At 53.5% G+C, this 19,510-nt stretch carries 14 protein-coding genes, 2 pseudogenes and 1 other annotated feature; of the genes and pseudogenes, 13 read left to right on the top strand and 3 right to left on the bottom strand.

Features of this window, described 5'->3' with window-relative positions:
- Positions 1 to 625: 625 nt before the first annotated feature.
- From nrdI to nrdF, 3 genes are all read left to right on the top strand, one after another.
- Positions 626 to 997 (top strand): class Ib ribonucleoside-diphosphate reductase assembly flavoprotein NrdI, encoded by a 372-nt coding sequence (gene nrdI, locus NNL35_RS16205; protein ID WP_006674543.1) that lies wholly within the window; start codon positions 626 to 628, stop codon positions 995 to 997.
- Between the two features lie 10 nt (positions 998 to 1,007).
- Positions 1,008 to 3,062 carry a class 1b ribonucleoside-diphosphate reductase subunit alpha gene (gene nrdE / locus NNL35_RS16210; protein WP_238535244.1) on the top strand — a complete coding sequence of 685 codons (2,055 nt, stop codon included), beginning with the start codon at positions 1,008 to 1,010 and terminating at the stop codon, positions 3,060 to 3,062.
- Positions 3,063 to 3,132: 70 nt separating this feature from the next.
- Positions 3,133 to 4,128 (top strand): class 1b ribonucleoside-diphosphate reductase subunit beta, encoded by a 996-nt coding sequence (gene nrdF, locus NNL35_RS16215; protein WP_006674541.1) that lies wholly within the window; start codon positions 3,133 to 3,135, stop codon positions 4,126 to 4,128.
- A 230-nt stretch (positions 4,129 to 4,358) separates the two neighbouring features.
- On the opposite strand, the gene NNL35_RS16220 is transcribed toward nrdF, so the two are convergent.
- Both NNL35_RS16220 and brnQ read right to left on the bottom strand, forming a co-directional pair.
- On the bottom strand, positions 4,359 to 4,592 hold the full coding sequence (locus NNL35_RS16220; RefSeq protein ID WP_254553597.1) for a hypothetical protein: 234 nt from the start codon (positions 4,590 to 4,592) through the stop codon (positions 4,359 to 4,361).
- 41 nt (positions 4,593 to 4,633) lie between these two features.
- Complete coding sequence (gene brnQ / locus NNL35_RS16225) at positions 4,634 to 5,998, bottom strand: branched-chain amino acid transport system II carrier protein (RefSeq protein ID WP_050979341.1); 1,365 nt, start codon at positions 5,996 to 5,998, stop codon at positions 4,634 to 4,636.
- A 59-nt stretch (positions 5,999 to 6,057) separates the two neighbouring features.
- Positions 6,058 to 6,319 (bottom strand) — a binding site (T-box leader).
- Between the two features lie 291 nt (positions 6,320 to 6,610).
- On the opposite strand from brnQ, the gene NNL35_RS16230 reads away from it, so the two are divergent.
- The 10 genes and pseudogenes from NNL35_RS16230 to NNL35_RS16275 form a co-directional block, all read left to right on the top strand.
- The gene (locus NNL35_RS16230) at positions 6,611 to 8,047 is read left to right on the top strand and encodes a pyridoxal phosphate-dependent decarboxylase family protein (RefSeq protein ID WP_006674538.1); all 1,437 of its coding nucleotides are present in this window, start codon (positions 6,611 to 6,613) and stop codon (positions 8,045 to 8,047) included.
- A gap of 223 nt (positions 8,048 to 8,270) precedes the next feature.
- The gene (locus NNL35_RS16235) at positions 8,271 to 9,482 is read left to right on the top strand and encodes an MFS transporter (RefSeq protein ID WP_040729422.1); all 1,212 of its coding nucleotides are present in this window, start codon (positions 8,271 to 8,273) and stop codon (positions 9,480 to 9,482) included.
- 60 nt (positions 9,483 to 9,542) lie between these two features.
- Positions 9,543 to 11,390, top strand: coding sequence for an ABC transporter ATP-binding protein (locus tag NNL35_RS16240; RefSeq protein WP_006674536.1), 1,848 nt, complete (start codon positions 9,543 to 9,545; stop codon positions 11,388 to 11,390).
- The gene (locus NNL35_RS16245) at positions 11,387 to 13,126 is read left to right on the top strand and encodes an ABC transporter ATP-binding protein (protein ID WP_006674535.1); all 1,740 of its coding nucleotides are present in this window, start codon (positions 11,387 to 11,389) and stop codon (positions 13,124 to 13,126) included. Before NNL35_RS16240 ends, NNL35_RS16245 begins: the two co-directional genes overlap by 4 nt.
- A 145-nt stretch (positions 13,127 to 13,271) precedes the next feature.
- Entirely contained in the window at positions 13,272 to 13,670 is a 399-nt protein-coding gene (locus NNL35_RS16250; RefSeq protein WP_006674534.1) for a hypothetical protein, read from the top strand.
- Positions 13,671 to 13,672: 2 nt separating this feature from the next.
- Positions 13,673 to 14,269: a gluconate 2-dehydrogenase subunit 3 family protein gene (locus NNL35_RS16255; protein WP_006674533.1), complete on the top strand. Its 597-nt coding sequence runs from the start codon at positions 13,673 to 13,675 to the stop codon at positions 14,267 to 14,269.
- Positions 14,266 to 15,840 (top strand): GMC family oxidoreductase, encoded by a 1,575-nt coding sequence (locus NNL35_RS16260; protein WP_006674532.1) that lies wholly within the window; start codon positions 14,266 to 14,268, stop codon positions 15,838 to 15,840. Before NNL35_RS16255 ends, NNL35_RS16260 begins: the two co-directional genes overlap by 4 nt.
- 229 nt (positions 15,841 to 16,069) lie before the next feature.
- Positions 16,070 to 16,801 carry a hypothetical protein gene (locus NNL35_RS16265; protein WP_006674531.1) on the top strand — a complete coding sequence of 244 codons (732 nt, stop codon included), beginning with the start codon at positions 16,070 to 16,072 and terminating at the stop codon, positions 16,799 to 16,801.
- 32 nt (positions 16,802 to 16,833) lie between these two features.
- Complete coding sequence (locus NNL35_RS16270; RefSeq protein ID WP_006674530.1) at positions 16,834 to 17,280, top strand: Imm63 family immunity protein; 447 nt, start codon at positions 16,834 to 16,836, stop codon at positions 17,278 to 17,280.
- A gap of 363 nt (positions 17,281 to 17,643) precedes the next feature.
- Positions 17,644 to 18,591, top strand: a pseudogene (locus NNL35_RS16275) (SMI1/KNR4 family protein); the annotation flags it as partial.
- Between the two features lie 202 nt (positions 18,592 to 18,793).
- Here NNL35_RS16275 and NNL35_RS16280 read toward each other — a convergent pair.
- Positions 18,794 to 19,409 (bottom strand): annotated as a pseudogene (locus tag NNL35_RS16280) (GNAT family N-acetyltransferase).
- Positions 19,410 to 19,510 lie beyond the last annotated feature (101 nt).

Below are 19,510 nucleotides of genomic sequence, written 5' to 3' on the forward strand. Positions count from 1 at the left end.
CATATAGTTAATGCTATTAAACATCTTCCGGACCACGTAAAATCTGGCCTTACAGACGGAATGGGTGTTCGAGTCGATGAATGTAGTTAACCTCACTAAATAAATCAAAAATACGTTACCAGGCTCTCTATTTCCTGCTGCGAAAAGTGTATTTTTTACGGAGAGGGACTGAATTAGCCCTCTATTGAACGGCTGTAAGGCGGCCCGTCTGCTATAAAAGCATATCCCGCATAATTCCAAAAAAATTGAACACCAATAATGGTCATAGATGTGGTACGATAGATATGTTTTTTGTCACAGGCCGACAAATTTCGTTGCTGCCAATGGCGGACAAAATGGGCTTGCCATTTATCTTAAAATTGGTTATGATTCAATAACGGACTATATATAGTATGACGAAATGGATACATACACTATATATTGTAACGGCAAGTGGAGTTCCCTGATTAACCAAGAGCCTATATTTCTATCATTCTCTTCGAAGAGTAAGGAGATGGAAGAGCCAATTCGCACGCGGTGCATCGGTTCATCGCGCAGTTGGTTCCTGTCTCTTTTCTTTGAGATGTGCTTTTTTTGGTGACTCCAGGCAACTCTATTTGAAGAATGATTGCGACGGAGGGATCACGTGCTTATCGCTTACGACTCGAAGACCGGCAACGTGAAGCGTTTTGTCGAGAAGCTGGATATGAATTGTGTTCGCATATCGACAGAGACGAAGCTGACTGAACCTTTTATTTTGATCACGTACACGACAGGGTTCGGACAAGTGCCTCAATCTACAATGCAATTCCTCGAGGATCATGGCCACTTGCTGCAAGGCGTCGCTTCCAGCGGCAATATGAACTGGGGCGTCCGGTACGGACTGGCAGCCGATCATATTTCTCGATTATATTCTGTGCCCGTGCTGATGAAGTTCGAGCTTAGCGGCACGAAGAAGGATGTAGAACAATTTACTCGGGAGGTCCATTACTTTGATACCAAAATGGATACAGCTTAATAACGAAATTATGGTCCAGAAGGACGGCAAATTCCAATTTGACAAGGACCGTGAAGCGGCGAAAAGCTATTTCATCGACTATGTCAACCAAAATACAGTATTCTTCCATAATCTCGAGGAAAAGATTCATTATCTGATAGAGAACGACTACTATGAAAAAGAGCTGTTCGATAAGTACGAGTTCAAGGATATCAAGCGTCTCTATGAATATTTGTACGGGAAGAAGTTCCGCTTCCCATCATTCATGAGCGCATTCAAATTCTATAACAACTATGCCATGAAGACCAATGACGATACGAAGTTCCTGGAGCGTTACGAGGACCGGCTGGCCGTTGTCTCCCTGTTCCTGGCGAGCGGGGATATTGACAAGGCGTTCGAGTATGCCGAATTGTTAATTTCCCAGGAGTATCAGCCGGCGACGCCGACCTTCCTGAATGCCGGGAAGAAGCGGAGAGGGGAGCTGGTCAGCTGCTTCCTGCTCGAAGTGGACGATTCGATGAATTCGATCGGATTCTCCATCAACTCGGCGCTGCAGCTAAGCAAGATCGGCGGCGGCGTCAGCCTGAATTTGAGCAAAATCCGCGGCTCCGGCGAGCAGATCAAAGGGCTGGACGGCAAGGCAAGCGGCGTACTGCCGGTCATGAAGCTGTTCGAGGATGCGTTCTCCTACGCGAACCAATTGGGGCAGCGCGACGGCAGCGGCGTCGTCTACTTGAATGTATTCCATTCCGATATTCATGAATTTCTGGATACGAAGAAAATCAACAGCGATGAGAAAATCCGGATTAAGACCTTGTCGCTTGGCGTTGTCGCGCCGAATAAATTTTTCGAGCTGGTGGAGCAGGACAAGGATATGTACTTGTTCTATCCGTATACCGTGTATAAGGAGTACGGCAAGCATCTGGACGATATGGACATCAGCGAGATGTACGACGAGCTTGTCGACAATCCGAATGTCCGGAAGAAGAAGATTGTCGCGCGCGACCTGATTCTGAAGATTGCGCAGATTCAGATGGAATCGGGCTACCCTTATATCATGTTCGTTGACAACACGAATGAATATCATGCGCTTAAAGAAATCGGACGCATCAAGTTCTCGAACCTGTGCAGCGAGATTGCGCAGCTTAGCGAAGTGTCCACGATCAACGACTACGGCGTAGAGGACGAGATCCATCGCGATATTTCCTGCAACCTCGGATCGTTGAATATCGTTAACGTCATGAAAAATAAGCGGATGCGCGACACGGTTCACCGTGCGATGGATGCGCTGACCGAAGTGAGCGACCGCAGCAATATCAGCATTGTGCCTTCGGTAGCCAAGGCGAACCGCGAGCTCCATTCCGTCGGCTTGGGCGCGATGAACCTGCACGGCTTTTTGGCGAAGAACAAGATCGCCTATGAATCGAAGGAAGCGAGAGATTTCGTTCGCACGTTCTTCATGATGGTGAATTTCTATTCCCTGGAGCGTTCCATGCTGATCGCGCAGGAGCGCGGCGTGACGTTCACCGATTTCGACCGGAGCGAATACGCAAGCGGCGCGTACTTCGACCGTTATCTGAATACGGACTTCAGCCCGAAGACGGAACGAGTGCAGCAGCTGTTCGAAGGCCATACGATTCCGACCCTCGAAGATTGGGCCCGCTTGAAGGAGCAGGTGATGGAGCATGGCTTGTACCATGCGTACCGCCTGGCGATTGCGCCGACCGGTTCGATCTCGTACCTGCAGTCCTCGACGGCGTCCATCGCGCCGATTACGCAGCGCATCGAAGAGCGAGAATACGGCGATTCGAAGACGATCTATCCGATGCCGTACATTAGCGATGAGAACTACTTCTATTACAAAGAAGCTTACGATATGGATATGTTCAACCTGATCGACCTGGTTGCGGACGTGCAGGTCCACGTGGACCAAGCCATCTCGACCGTCTTGTTCGTGAAGGATGATCTGACGACCCGCGATCTGGCGAAGTACTATATTTACGCGCAGAAGAAGGGGCTCAAGACGCTCTATTATACCCGGACGAAAAAGAAAACGATCGACGAGTGCGTGAGCTGCGTCGTCTAAGTTGAATAAGTCGTCTCAGTCGGAGCCGTATAAGTTGCAGAAGTTGCAGATGTAGAAGGAGAATTCGTCGATGAAAAATTTTGAAGCAGTGAACTGGAACCGACCCGAATCGGATTATATGGAAATGCTGTGGACGCAAAATACGTCCCAGTTCTGGCTGGATACCGAGATTCCGATCTCGAAGGACCTGAAGTCGTGGTCCAAAATGACCGAAGACGAGAAGCTCGCCTACATGCATGTGCTTGGCGGCCTCACGCTGCTTGATACGGAGCAGGGGAATGTCGGCATGCCCGTCATTGCCCAGCACGTGGAAGGCAAGCAGCAAAAGGCGATTCTGATCTTCCAGGCCGCGATGGAAGAGATTCATGCGAAGAGCTACAGCACGATCTTTACGACCGTGGCCAGCACGGCCATGATCGACGAGACGTTCGACTGGGTGAAGGAGAACAAGCATCTGCAGAAGAAGACCGCGATCATCGATGGTCTGTACAAAGGCATTCAAGACCATGATCCGGTCAGCCTGTACAAAGCCATGGTCGCCTCCGTATTCCTGGAGAGCTTCCTGTTCTACTCCGGCTTCTTCTACCCGTTGTACTTGGCCGGACAAGGCAAAATGGTGGCAAGCGGGGAGATCATCAAGCTGATCATCCGGGACGAAAGTGTTCACGGCGTCTTCGTAGGCTTGCTGGCGCAAGAAATCTACAACAAGCAGAGCGCAGCCATGCAGCAGGAGCTGTCCCGATTTGTGCAAGATCTGTTGATTGAGCTGTATGAGAACGAGCTGGAGTATACGGAGCATCTGTATGATGCGATCGGACTGACGCACGAAGTGAAGAAGTATATTCGCTATAACGCCAACAAAGCGCTCATGAACCTCGGCTTTGAGCCGCATTTCCCGGAAGAGGAAGTCAATCCGGTCGTCCTGAACGGCATTCGCACCGAGACGAGCACACATGACTTCTTCTCGACGAAGGGCAGCGGCTATCAGAAGGGGAAAGTGGAGCCTTTGCAGGACAAAGACTTTATGATGCTGAATGATCGCGTGAAGCAATCGGAGATTTTCTAACGAACATAAGTGGTTGTGGCACCCTTCAGAACAGGCAACGGACGAAGCCGCCGGCTTATCCGCTGCCTGCTGAGGGGTGCTTTTGTATGCCCGAGAAGTGGGATATCGCCTGCGCGCCGAAGCGCCCCAACTTGTTGGACTCGGTTCGCTAGCTTGGATCAGCGACAAAGCAGCGCTTAAAACTGAAAAATGCTGCAAATCTGCAGTTTTTACTTGATCACGCCGGCACCTTAGGGGGAATCCTGCAAAAGTGCAGCAATTTCAGTCCTCTCAATTAAAAAGAAGAGAAAATCGGCGAAAATGATGCCGATTTGCAGGAATTCCACTCCATAGAAGCTTAAATCGTGAAAAATGATGTAGAAATGCAGGAATTTACTTCCCCACCTCCCGTCAAGCCGACACTCTTCATCCACATGTCCGAGGAAATCTCCGGCGCCCGAGGAAAATCCAAAAAAAGCCGGCATGGCGCCGGCTTGGTCAGAAGCTACTCTATTTTTACTGCATCTTAGTCTTTGTATTGCGAAGCTTGGGAACCTGCTCGTCCACGATTCCGTATCGCACCGATTACCCATCCAATCAGCCAGCCGATAATCCCGCCTGCTATCGCCGGAATGACCCAGCCGATTCCCTGCTCATACAAAGGGAGGTGATGCTTGAGCCACTCTGTAACTTGTTCTACCGGGACTTTGGCCTCCTTCAACCCGTCAAATAAGCTAATGAGCACGGTGCCGATAAGCGCGCCGCCATAGACGGACGGGCGCCCGCCGAAGAGGCGGTGGCCCAAGGACATCAAAAGTAACACAATAGCTACAGGATAGATGACCAGCAGCACCGGAACAGATACCGACAGAATAGTATTCAACCCTAGATTGGCTACCAACAACCCCGCTACGCAAGTCAGGAACGCGACTTGATTATAACTGAGCCGGCGGAATAAGGTGGAAAAATACTGACTGCATGCGGATACCAATCCGATGCAGGTCGTCAGACAGGCAAGCGTAACGATGACGGCTAATAGGAGTAATCCGGACTGTCCGAACAATTTCTGCACGATTTGCGTCAACAGCTGCCCGCCATTTTTCGCATAGCCGAACTCAGTAACACTTGTTACTCCGAGCCATCCCAGCGCCGCATAGACGAGCGACAAGCCGACGCCCGCGATGACGGCGGCTTGAACTGCGGATTTCGTAATCGCGCGCTTGTCCTGAACGCCTTGATCGCGGATCGCATTGACGACGATGATGCCGAACGCGAGCGCGGCGATTGCATCCAGCGTTAAATAGCCTTCCATAAATCCTTTGACGCCGGGCGACGTCGCATATTCCTGTACCGCAGGCTGCGCTTCTCCAAGCGGGCTCATCATCGCGGAGATGAAGAGTGCGGCGATGGATAGGAGCAGCAAGGGCGTAAGAATCTTCCCGATGCGAGCCACCAATTTGGATGGATTCAAGCAGAGCCAATAGACGAGAACAAAGAACGCGAGCGTATAAGCCAGCAGCACCCAACCGTTTGGTTGAAGAGGCTCGGGCAGAAAGGGACGCATTCCCATCTCGAAGGACACATTAGCTACACGCGGAATCCCCATGAAAGGACCGATCGACAAGTAGGCGATAATGGCAAACAGGATACCGAACTTGGGATGCACCCGGCCCGCGAGATGCTGCACGTCCCGGCCTGTCATGGCAATCGCGATGACGGCGAGCAGCGGCAAGCCAACGCCGGTCACAATGAAGCCCAGTATGGCGACGGCGAAGCTGTCTCCCGCCTGCTGTCCCAATATCGGCGGGAATATTAAGTTCCCTGCACCAAAAAATAACGAAAAAAGCATGAGTCCCACGAAAAAAACGTGGCTTTTCGATAGTGATTTCATCTTTTCTTCCCCCTAGATATCTTGACGCTTGTTCCCAAAACGCAAAAAATCCGCCCCTCGACAGGGACGGATTGTGATCCGCGTTACCACCCATTTTCACGGAGCAGGTTGTTATCATTCCCGCACCATGCAGCTCATTACGTACTGATATACCATACCGTACGCATTCCGGATAACGGTGGAAGTCCGTCGCAGCTTACTCGAGTTCAGCCGCGCTTCTCGGAGATGACCTTCAGCTATGAGCCGAACGTTGGCTTGCAGCATACACCAACTCTCTGGAGATCGGGATTCATAGCTTACTCTTCTCGTCCATGAAGTTAACGCCAAGTCGTTTGTTATCTATTCTCACATAATACCATGGAGCTTGTCTATGCACAATATTTCACAAAATATTCCTGGCAGGCTGTTATAATCGCTCTTTTGTGCTTCCTCGCTATTATCACCCTGTTGTATGAAACTGTCAAAGCGAGAAGAAAAGTTACCGCTCCTCACTCTCTAGTTTCGATATATTGCGGTTTTATTCGAAAATGGGTCCATGCGAGTGACTGCGGGTGTATACTCGGAAGCAGCACAGGAATTCAATTTCACAACGTGAAGGGGATGCACTTCGGTATGAAAAGTTTCAATTTGGATTTGGATAGGGAAGAACGGATGTACATCGGAACATATCTGCTGGAACGAATCAATGACTATACGGGGAATATCCGCGAAGTCCGAGTCTCGCCCGAGCTTGACGTGGATGCGATCGTTCAGTTTGCGCAGAAATTATCGTTTGATCATCCCGTCGGCGCACAGGAGGCGATTGATCATATCTTGGAGGGATTGATCCAATTCCAGGTGCATACACCGCATCCGCGGTATTTCGGGCTGTATAATCCGCGGCCCAACGATATGGGAATTATGGCGGATACGATTACCGCGGCGTTCAATCCGCAGCTTGCGGCATGGAGCCACGCGCCCGTAGCGGTCGAAATCGAGAACTACGTGCTGAAAGAAATCGCGGCAAAATTCGGGTATTCATCCGAGACAGCAGACGGGACATTCACGACGGGGGGAGCAGAGGCCAATCTGACGGCTGTGCTGACCGCACTGATTCATCATTTTCCGTCGTATGCCAAGGAAGGGCTGAGGGCGCTCAAGGCGCAGCCCGTCATGTACGCATCTGCCGAGAGCCACCATTCCCTGGTCAAGGCGGCACGTTCTTGTGGACTGGGCACCGATTCGCTTCGCATCATTCCGACGGACTCACAATTACGCATGAATGTGCGTGCGCTTCAGCAGCAGATTGCGGCGGATCGCGCCGCCGGATATGCTCCGTTTCTGATTATTGGAACGGGGGGAACGACCGGATCCGGAGCGATTGATCCGATTGGCGCACTTGCAGATGTGGCTGAAGACGAACGACTGTGGCTGCATGTGGACGCGGCATACGGCGGAGCCTGCGTGTTTGTGCCAGAGCTGCTGGAGCAGCTTCATGACATTCGGCGAGCCGACTCGATTACCTTCGACGCGCATAAGTGGATGTCAGTTCCTATGGGGGCGGGAATGTATTTGACGCGGCATCGGGATATTTTGCATCGAGCCTTTAGCATCTCCGCCGATTATATGCCGAAGGAAGGAGCTGGCCTGGACCGAATTGATCCGTTCACCCATTCGATTCAATGGTCACGAAGATTTATCGGTTTGAAATTGTATTTATCGCTGGCGACGGCAGGTTGGGAAGGCTATGGCAAAGTGGTGCGGCAACAAGCAGAGATGGGGGAGCGCTTGCGTCAGGAGCTGACGCGATCGAATTGGACGGTCGTCAATGATACCGTGCTGCCCGTCGTATGCTTTACGGATATCCGTGTCCCGGCAGAGAGCCGATCGAAATTCGTATCGTTCATCTATGAAGAGGTACTGCGTTCCGGACAGGCTTGGATATCCATCTACGAAATGAACAAGGAACCTGCGCTGCGGGCTTGCATCACGAACTACGAGACGACAGCGGAAGATATTATCGCGCTGGTGGAGCTGCTCAATAGTGTGAGGGCAAAGATGATGAACTAAAAAATAAAGCTAAGAATCGACTTGGACGGCCGTGCCGCAGAGTCGATTCTTTTTTTGGGCGGAGACGGGAACCGCGCAGAAAATCCGTTTTGAAGCAGACATAATCCGTTCATCGGTGGCTGGCGCCGGATTTCTCGCCTAGCATTAGAGGGAGCATGTGCCATGTAAAGCAAAGAAGGAAGCATGACGGTGCAAAGAAAGATGCGAAAGGAAAGATGTTAAGATGACTCGAGTTCGATTCAGTATATTTTTTAGCGTGTTCGTGGCGATGGTCGGGTTGATGATTATCGCCCCGGTGATGCCTCCGCTGATACGCGAATTGGGGCTGAGCGAGACGCATTCGGGCCTGATTATTTCGCTGGGATCGGTCGCCATGGCCGTGATGGCGCCGGTATGGGGGAGATGGAGCGATGTGCGGGGAAGAAAGCCGGTCATCTTGATTGGCTTCCTCGGCATGTTCATCAGCTACGTGCTGTTCACGGCGACGATGTACGCCGGCTTGTCCGGGCTGATCAGCGGCGGGCTGCTGGTTGCGCTGCTGATCGTGGCGCGCGGCCTGGTCGGCCTGTTCATTCCTGCCGTTCCCTCCGCGGCGCAGGCGTATATGGCGGACATCACGGATGAGCAGGGCCGCTCGGCAGGAATGGCTCTCATCGGCGCTGCCAATGGCATGGGGCTCGTGCTTGGCCCGGCGATTGCCGGAGCGTTCGCGCTTATCGGCCTTATCTGGCCGCTGTATATTGGCGCGCTGCTGCCGCTTATCGCGATTGTCGTTGCCCTGCTGCTGATTCCGGCGCATAAGGCGAAGATTCAGGCCAAGCCGGCGAAGGTGAACCCGTTCCAACCCGGCCTTCGCCTTTATTTGTTCGCCGGACTGGCGACGATGCTCAGCATTGTCACCTTGCAAGTGGTCGGAGGCTTCTATTTTCAGGATCAGTTGTCCATGACGACGCAGGAGACCGCACGGATGTTGTCCATGGGCTTGATGGTGAGCGGGGTGGCGATGATTGTTACGCAAGGGCTGCAGATGAAAAAGCCGAAATGGCAGCCCAAGCCCTTGATTCTGGTTGGATCGGCACTGCTCATACTCAGCATGCTGCTCTTCCTTTTCGTCATCGGCCTCGTCAGCTTTTACGCGGCCTTCTTCTTGTTCGGTGTCGGTACCGGGCTGATGATGCCGGGCTTCATGTCCGGTTCCTCGCTTGCTGTGGCCCCCGAGCAGCAAGGCGGCGTGGCGGGGCTCGTTGGATCGGTATCCGGCATCTCCGCCGTGATCGCCCCGATTGTGAGCACGAGCCTGTACAAGCTGGATAAGCATCTTCCCTTTGCGGCGGTCGCTGCCTTAGTGCTGTTTATGGCCATTACGCTGCTTGTCCGCGGCACGAAGCTTGCCGCAAGCAAGGGGGCGGCGGAAGCAGCGAATGCGGAGAAATAAACGTACCTGTTCTTGCAGCGAGTATAAGCCAAGTCATGAGATAAATGAGGTGATCCGCCAATGAGTGCGAAATCGGAAATGTCGGGCCTGCTGCATATTGCCGGGGAGAAAAAAGGGCTGCTTACAGTCGCATCTCTTTTTTCTATCCTGTCAAGCCTGCTGCAAATCGCTCCTTTTGCCGCGGTATACAAAATTGTCGAGGAACTGCTGATGCATGCGCAGCGAATGGAGGGGATCGATAAAGATCTCATCCTCTATTGGGGCATCTTTGCGTTTCTTGCTTTGATTGGGGCGCTGCTTACGTTATATATCGGCGTCATGTGCTCTCATATCGCGGCGTTCCACATTCTCTACCGGCTGCGGGTGAGGCTGGCCGACCACGTCGCCAAGGTGCCCATGGGCTACCATACGAAGACAGCGACGGGAGAATTGAAAAAAATTATTGAGACCAGTGTCGAGAAAATCGAAAAATTCATTGCTCACCAGCTTCCGGATATCGTATGCGCCGTCGTGATCCCGCTGCTGCTGATCGGCTATTTATTCTGGCTGGACTGGCGGATGGCGCTCGTGCTGCTTGTTCCTATCGGCATCGGTTTCTGGCTGCAGGCCCGCCTTTTTGCAAGCGCCAGCGGCCAGCAGGCCTTTCGTGATTTTCAATTCGCGGCGGAAGAGATGAATGCGACCGGCGTGGAATATGTGCGGGGGATGCCTGCCGTGAAGATATTCGGGATTACCGCGGATAACTTTTTAACCTTCAAGCAAGCCGTTGTCCAATATCGCGATATTTCGTTACGAGTTACGGATTTTTTCAAAACTCCCTATAGTCTGTTTTACGTTCTGGTGAGCTCTTTATTTACGTTTATTGTGCCGATTGGCATTTTGCTGGCCAGCGGCGATTCCGGAAATCAAGCCTTTGCCATTACGTTCATCCTGTTCCTGATTATTACGCCCAGCTTATCGGTGCCCTTATTGAGGCTGATGTATATCGGAGGCGGGATGAGAGAGATTGTGGAAGGCAATAAGCGGATTGAAGCAGTTTTCTCCGAAGCGGTCGTGGCGGAGCCGGCTTCGCCGCGAGTTCCCGCGTCGTATGATATCACTTTTCAGCAAGTATCCTTTGCGTATGAGAAGCAGGAGAGCAAAGATTTTAAACCGGTATTGAACCAGATCGATTTTGTCGCCAAAGCAGGGGAAATGACGGCGCTCGTCGGTCCATCCGGCGGCGGAAAATCGACCATTGCCAATCTGCTGCTCCGCTTCTGGGACGTTCAGGAGGGCGTCATTGCGATCGGCGGCGTGCCGATTCGCGAGATGGGGACGGAGAAGCTGATGGATACGGTCTCGTTCGTATTCCAGGATGTTCATCTTTTCTACGATACGATTGCAGCGAATATCCGGATGGGCAATACGGCAGCGTCGATGGAAGAGGTCATTGCCACTGCGAAGACGGCTTGCTGCCATGAATTCATTGTCAAGCTGGAGCACGGGTATGACACCAAAATCGGAGAAGGCGGGACCTATCTGTCCGGCGGAGAAGCGCAGCGGATCGCGATTGCCCGGGCCTTGCTGAAAAACGCGCCGATCCTGGTGCTGGATGAAGCGACCGCTTATGCGGATGCCGAGAACGAGAAGAAGATCCAGCAGGGTCTGGCCGAGCTGGTCAAAGGCAAGACCGTCCTCATCATTGCCCACCGCCTGTCTGCCATTCGCGCGGCCGAACAGATTCTGGTCGTGAAGCAGGGAGCCATCGCCGAGCGGGGAACGCATGACGAGCTGCGCGCCTTGAACGGGCTGTACGAGCAGATGTGGCAAGCCCACATCTGCGCGGCTTCGTGGAGACTCGGAGCAGGCGACAGGCTGCCGCAACAGGCGGAGGAATGCTGCACAACAGGGGGGCTTAACGGATGAATCGGTATTTGTACAATGTTTCCGGGGGGAATCCCCGGAGCTTATGGCCGTCCAGCTTGGCGGCGCTCCTGGATGGATTCGCAAAAATTATACCCGCCGCGCTCCTGATCGATATCGTGAATACGATTTATATCTCGTTCGCGCATCCGGAGACGGGCTTGAATACCGGGCGTTTGTGGACGGTCTGCGCCATATTGTTCGCCTGGCTGCTTGTGTCCTATGCGGCATGCTCCTTGCTGTACGACAAATCGTTCAAAGCGGCTTACCGTCTGGCGGCATCCGGCCGGCTGACCTTCGCCGAGCATCTGCGGCATCTGTCGCTGGGGTATTTCAGCAAGCGCGACCCGGGGGATATGACCAACTTGCTGTTAAGCGACTACGGGCAAGTCGAGCATACGATCTCCCACAATGTTCCCCAGCTCATCAGCGCCATCCTGCTGCCTTTTTTGGCCTTGGCCGGACTCGTGTTTCTCGACTGGAGAATGGCGTTGGCCATGTTCATTTCCGTTCCGTTCGGCGCGCTGCTGCTGTGGCTGACCGACGCGCTTCAGGCGCGTCTGAGCGAGAATCATGTTCGAGCCAAAAATGAAGCCGCCAGCCGGCTGCAGGAATATTTGACCGGGATCCGCGAGATCAAGGCTCACCATATGGGCGGGGAGCGCTTCGAGCGGCTGCGTCTGTCCTTCGAACGGCTGATGCGGGCATCGATCCGGCTGGAAGGCATCGTGGGGCCCGTGATGATGGGCGCGATGCTGCTGATCCGTTCCGGGATGACGATCATGATCCTGGCCGGCAGCTATCTGCTCGCAGGCGGAACGCTGTCGCTGCCTGTCTTTCTCCTCTTCTTGCTGGTGGGGACCCGAATATTCGAGCCTTTGACGGTCGTGCTGATGAATTATGGGGAAATGCGCTATTCTGCCCACAGCGCGCAGCGCATTATGGAGGTACGGCAGGAGCGGCCGATGGAGGGAACGGGCAGCATCAATCCGCATGGGAAGATTGTGTTCGACCGGGTCGCCTTCGGTTACAATGCCAACCAGCCGGTCCTGCGCGACTTGTCCTTTACGATCGAACCGAATACGATTACGGCTTTGGTGGGACCGTCAGGAAGCGGGAAGAGCACGGTGACTCGCTTGATTGCCCGCTTCTGGGATGTTCAGCAGGGTGCGATCAGGATTGGTGATCAGCCGATTCAGCAGGCCGACCCCGAGAAGCTGTTGCAGCATATTTCGATGGTGTTCCAAGATGTATATCTATTCCAGGATACCATCGGCAACAATATCCGGATCGGGAAGATGGATGCGTCGCAAGCGGAGATTGAGGAGGCGGCCAAGCGCGCTTGCTGCCATGACTTCATCTCGCAATTGCCGCAGGGCTATGATACGCCTGTAGGCGAAGGCGGCTCGACGCTGTCCGGCGGCGAGAAGCAGCGGGTGTCGATCGCCCGCGCCTTATTGAAGAACGCGACGATCGTGCTGCTCGACGAAGCGACCGCTTCGCTTGATCCGGAGAATGAAGCGGCTGTTCAGCAGGCGATCAATGAATTGGTCGCGGATAAGACGGTCATCATTATTGCGCACCGGTTGAAGACGATTCAACATGCGGATAAGATCCTGGTGCTTGACCAGGGCCGGCTTGTTGAGGAAGGCACGCACCCTGAATTGGTTGCCCAGGCGGGACTGTATGCGAACCTGTGGGGCTTGCAGCAGGATGCCGACGGGTGGCGGGTGAGATAAGGCAACGCGTATTGAATGGAAGCTCCCTGAAGCCTTTGGGCGGACGGGAGCTTTCTTAATATGCGGTCTTGAAGCAGGAATAGCCGGTCATCATGCAGGAAATAATTGAATGTAATTTTAGAAATCTGGAAAAAGGGGTCGCTGCATGAATTGGTCTGCATGGTCGATGGATCGAGTTCTTATTTTGTTTGTCAGTCTGGCGTTTCTTTTAATGAGCGTTCAGGTGACAGTGTTTCATTATCGCCAAAATTTTCACCACAAAGCGATGTGGGTGCCTGTTATCCTCTCTCCCCTATTTTTCATTGCCGGGATTGTGTTGACCTGGTATAACCAGGCCTGGCTTGCCGCTCTGTTCCAGGTGCTGATGTGGCTCGGCGTCTTATCGGGCTTGATCGGCTTTTATTTTCATTTTCGGGGAGTCGGGGTTCGGGTTGGGGGATGGGCCCTGCGCAATTTTATGATTGGTCCTCCCGTCATTCTCCCGCTTATGTTCACCGCGCTAAGCGCGCTTGGCTTGATTGCGATGTACTGGAAGGTGGGTTGACCATGGCGCGGCACAGTCATTACCCGTCTTTTGATGTCATGAAGGAGCGGCATGAATGGGATGATCATACCCAGACCATCGTGATGTCCCGCGTGAAGCCGAACAATGCTCTGCACTTTTTTACGCCGCCTGAGGCCGGCATGATACGGCGTATCGCCTCGCTGCTCGTAGACGATGAGACACCGGAAGCGCTCGATTTCGTGCTTGTCCATATCGACCGCACGATGCATCGCTCTCCAGGGGAGAGCCAGCGCAAGGCGGGCGTTCCCGAAGCGCCGAAGCTGCTTCGGGCGGGTCTCCACGCGCTGGAGCAAGCGGCCCAAGCCCTGCACTCTTCTTCTTTTGCAGACCTGGACGCGGACATCCAGAGACAATATTTGCAGGACATGAGCCAATCCGCCGCCAAGCCGAAAGGGGTCTGGACCGGCATACCGCAAGCCGAACTGTTCAGGAAGCTGTTGAATCTGACGGTCGAAGCGTACTGTTCTCACCCGAAGGTCTGGTCCGATATCGGATACGCCGGTCCGGCTTATCCGCGGGGTTATGTCCGCACGCAGATGGGACAATTGGATCCATGGGAGGCTCAGCCGGAACAATGATGAACCGAAAATACGCGAACGAAGAAGTGGATGTCGTCATCGTGGGCGCGGGCGCCGCGGGCGGCGTGCTGGCCAAAGAATTAAGCGAAGCGGGCATGAGCGTGGTCGTCCTCGATGCCGGGCCGTTCCGCGATCCGCAGAAGGATTTTGCGAGCGATGAGCTTGCGATGAGGAATCTGGGGTGGCAGGATACCCGGATCGTGGACGGGAAGGACCCCTTGACGATGGGGCATAACAATTCCGGCCGCGGGATCGGGGGCGGAACCGTTCACTTTACGGCGGTGTTTTTGAGGTTTCACGAGGCGGATTTCAGAGCAAGGACGCTGGATGGCGTCGCGGAGGATTGGCCGATCGGCTATCACGACCTGGAACGATACTATGCGAGAAACGAAAAGGAAATTGCCGTATCCGGACCGAAGCATTTCCCGTGGGGCAACTACCATGGACCATATCCCTATCCGGAGAGGGAGCCGCTCAGCCCGAACGCGTACATGTTCATGAACGGCTGCGACAAGCTAGGCATCCGCTCTTCTGTCGCTCCGCTCGCGATTCTGTCCGCGCCGTTCGAGGGCCGGCCGCCTTGCATCAATCGGGGCTTCTGCAATCAAGGCTGCATGCCAGACGCCAAGTTCAGCACCCTCATCGTTCATATTCCGAAAGCGATCCAGGCCGGCGCCGAGGTATTGGCGAACTGCATGGTGACCCGGGTCATCATGGGCACGGACGGGAAGGCGAAGGGGGTCGCTTTCATCCATGATGGGAAATCGTATGAGCAAAAGGCGAAGCTCGTCATCTTATCCGCCTACGTGGTCGAAACGCCGCGACTTCTGCTCAACTCGGCGACCGCACAATTCCCCGACGGGCTGGCGAACCGCAGCGGCTGGGTCGGGAAGGCTGTCATGGTGCACAGCAGCCACGACGTCTATGCCAAATTCGACAACGAAATCAGACTGTATAAAGGTACACCTGTGCTGGCTACGACCCAGGATTTCTACCGGACCGACCCGAACAATAACTTCGTGCGCGGGTATACCCTTCATTCTCACGGGGCGCGGCCGGTCGAGTTCGCGAGCGGAATCTCGAAGGCGGAGGGAGGCCCGGTGTGGGGAGAACGGTTACGGGAGACGCTGCTCGATTACAACCATTATGGAAGAGTCACGCTGGTCGGCGAAGTGCTGCCCCATCCGGAGAACCGGGTAACATTAGCGGATGACAAAGACGAGTACGGCTTGCCCCGCGCCAAAGTCACCTTCAGTTACGGCGATAATGATCGCAAGCTGATCGACCATGCGGTCGCGAACATGAAGGCCATTCTCGATGCCGCGGGCGGCAAGGTCGAATTCGTCATTCCGGATAGCGCCCATATGATGGGGGGCTGCCGCATGGGGAATGATCCAGAGAGCTCGGTCGTCAATTCCTATGGCCAATCCCATGACATTCCCAATCTGTTCGTCTGTGACGCGAGCATATTTGTCACTTCTGGCGCCGGCAATCCGACGAACACGGTCATGTCATTGGCGCTCCGAACAGCCGATTATATTAAGGAAAAGGCAAAGAAGCTGGAGTTGTGACGAGACCGGAGCAGTGCCGCTGGCGGCATCTCGTTCCGGCAGCCAACTTGTAAACGAACCCCTTTCGCAGCGTTGCGGAAGGGGTTGCTGCGTTATTGTGCACCTCTCCCTGTGGAAAATCAATCGGCAGATTTCTCCAGCTTAGTTCCCGGGACGCATCGAAAACAAGACGAGACTTGGTATGATATAAGATAGGCTCAAAGACTTCCATAGAAAAGGCGGTTCGAACATGTATATCGTATCTCTACGGCTGGTTCCGGTTCCGTCCGGGCTGTTTCGCCAAGTCGAGCAAGACATGCAGGTCGCTTTTCCCGACGGCTACAGCCGCTTCCTTCAACAATACGGCGAAGGGACATACAGGGGATGGTTCGATATCCACTCGCCGGATCCTGACGTATTGCCGCCGTTCGCCGAATACGATCTGTGGGAGCATGAGGAGACAAGTCCGATCACCCGGGAGCAGCTTCGCCAATGCGTGGCCATCGGGACTACGATCGACGGCGATTTCCTTGCCGTGCATCCGCAGGTGGCGGGAATCGTGTGGCTGCCGAGGCATTCCGAGACCATACGGGTCATACCGTCCAAGTCCGCTTCCTATACAGACACGCTGGATCGAATCTATCAAGAGACGTTCGGCGATGCCGAGTCTGCTGTGCCCGCTTATTTTGAACCGTGGAATGAGACGAAAAAACATGCCTTTTTTCTCTTCACTCCCGAGAACGGCAGCAGCCTGACCTTGCGCGAACTGGGAACACGATGCCGAGGCTTTTTCCAGCCGGATCTGCTGATCGACAATGAACATACAGGTAAAATCTTCATACGGGAACTGGGCGGCTACATCCGGTTGAATTACGCCTATGGGCGGGAGGTTGCGGTGTTCTATGAAGAGGAAGCGGCCGAGCTATTCGGGGAGATTGCCCATTTACTGCAGAACAATCATTGCCGCCCAGCTCCATTGTGAGCTTCAGGGCCTCAAGGGGGAAGCACTTATCCATGATGCATACGGAACGGGAAATTACGGCTAGGATTATCCGCCTGCTGCGGCACACTCCCATCTACGATGACTCCTATGAGAAGATGGTGACGCAGCCTTTTCAACAAGACTATATCGGCGATCTCAGCCCCTGCGTGCGAATTCGAGATCATGCGTATGAGCTGGTTATGTATGAACGAGGCGTGCAGATGCTAAGCAAATCGACCAAAAATGTGGATGACGTTATCTATTGGATTTTGGAGGATACCGTGAGCACGATCGCTCATGTGAAGCTGCTGCACAAGTATAAGGCGGACAATGTGAATACCCGCTTGCGATACACGAAGGAGATTGTGCAGGAATTGACGAGCATGGTCAATCAGGCGTTCCATGACATCGGCGGCATATATGAGGAATGGCACAAGGCCGGCAGGCGGCGCGAGCTTGAATCCAATCGTCCGTTGTGAAGCGGATTTCCGCTCCTGTGAGTAAGAAGTTAGATCGTAGAGAGGGGCTTGGCTGACAAATGCTAACGCTAGATTACATATCGAACGCAGTTCATGGGGAGCTATTCTTTGAAAAAATATTTTCTACAGACATCGATTGGGATAAACAATTAGACAGACGCGACACGGGGGAATTCGATGAGAATTGGATCTCGAACCATGAAATCGTACAAAATGCCGAGGCCCCCTGGATTAGAGGGCTGATCCATGATTATATGGAAGGAACATTTCCGACTTCTTCGAGAGTAGACGAGAACGGAACCGATGAATAGAGGTGGCATCATGAACGAAGAACTGATGAAGCATTTTGGAAAAGTTGATTTTGCCGATTTCTGGAACGATAGCGAGTACGCGTTAAAGGAATATGTTAGCGAGCCGCTGACGGACGAGCTTATTGCTTCTATCGAGGAGGAGCTCGGATATAAGCTGCCTGCCTCTTACATTGCGCTGATGGAGCAGCATAATGGCGGGGTGCCGGTGAATACCTGCTTCCCGACAGAGGAAGCCACCTCCTGGGCCGAGGATCATATCGCGATTACCGGCATTATGGGTATCGGACGCGAGAAGCCGTATTCCCTGTGCGGGGAGTTCGGCAGTCCTTTTATGATTGAAGAGTGGGGCTATCCCGATATCGGCGTCGTGATTTGCGACTGTCCTTCCGCCGGGCATGATGTCGTGATGCTCGATTACCGGGCATGCGGCAGGGACGGGGAGCCTGCCGTCGTCCATGTCGACCAGGAGTTGGACTATGCCATTACGTTGCTGGCGCCGAACTTCGCCGCCTTCATTCAAGGGTTAGTGAATGAGGAGGTATTCGACACCTCCGAGGAGGACAAGCAGGAGGACTTGCGGAGAGTGGCCCAAGGCCAATTTTCACCGCTGCTGTCGGAATTATGCGCCCATGTTGACGATGTGGCGGATATCGAAGGCGTCATCCGTACTATCTGTACAGACATCGTAGAAGAGAAGGGGTATTTTGCTTTTCATGCGGATGAGCGCTCCGTACTGATGTACGATCTGCAATTTTGGCTGTATACGAAGGCCTATCCGCAGACAACCCGGGAGCAGTACCTGGCCAACTACGAGAAAATGATCGCCTTCGGCGGAGCCTTCAGCACGGGAGGCTATGCGCCGGCTTTTATTACCGACTGGCTGGACGCCCGGCTGCAGCAAGGGCGGATTACGGACAGCGGCGGCATCCTGGAGTTGACGCCCGCCGCGGCGGAGCAGTTGATCGGACGGCTGAATGCGGTTGTTGCGGCAGATAGCTGAATTGAAGCCGGATGGAGGCATGCCTTTTCTGTCTTGGGCCCGAAATAAGGCTGCTGCTGTAAGACATATGTTCTGGAGTAAGGTTGCAAATTGCGGCTTGTAAGGTTTGTTCCGGAGGCAGCTAGTTATCGGATCAACCGCAGATGGTTGATCCGGTGCGGCTTCCTGATTCCAAGTCACTTCATCTGTATGGGACGAGTGCTTAGGTTATCTTGAAGCGTTTCCGCAAGCGAAGCGGTCAATTCGCTCTAGGGAGGCCAATGGCACATGCTTGCCGATGCGAACCATCAGGCAGTTCGCCGGATGGGAGCATATTTCCGGGGCGTCGGTCTCGAATCTCACCATATCCACGCATGCCATAACTGTTCCGTCATTCTGCGATATTCCCACGCGCTAAGCTTGCTGTGTTCCAAATCCCAATACCAGCAATATTCGGTCGGGAATACGATGACGTCTTCCATTTGATCATGGGCAAAAGCGAGCTGGAGCATTTCCTTGCCTAATCCGAGCGAACGGTAATCACCGGCAACTTCAATGGCGCCGAATTCGATCAGATCTTCCATCCGCGCTTCTCCCCAAGGCTCTCTCCCGTCCGGATAGTGGAACATAATATAACCGACTATCGTATCGCCATCGCGCGACACAATAATTCTCCCCTCAGGAAGAGCCGTAATGTCCTCCAGCGCCTGCTGCTGATCCTCAGGAGCGCGAAACGTCTTCAGAGCCGAATGCATTCGGAGAATGCGCAGCCTCTTAGGAGCTACTGACCCTTCCACGACCAATACTTTTTTGTTCCGTTGCAGCCCACTGGGAGGAATAAAGCTTTAGAGCAATATTTACCAAACTTCAATGCCGCACAGAATGATACGCGGCTTTTTTTCTTTTTGAAACCGTTGCTCGAAAAACCAATATGCGATAT

This window comes from Paenibacillus dendritiformis (assembly GCF_945605565.1).
Classification (GTDB): Bacteria; Bacillota; Bacilli; order Paenibacillales; family Paenibacillaceae; genus Paenibacillus_B; species Paenibacillus_B dendritiformis_A.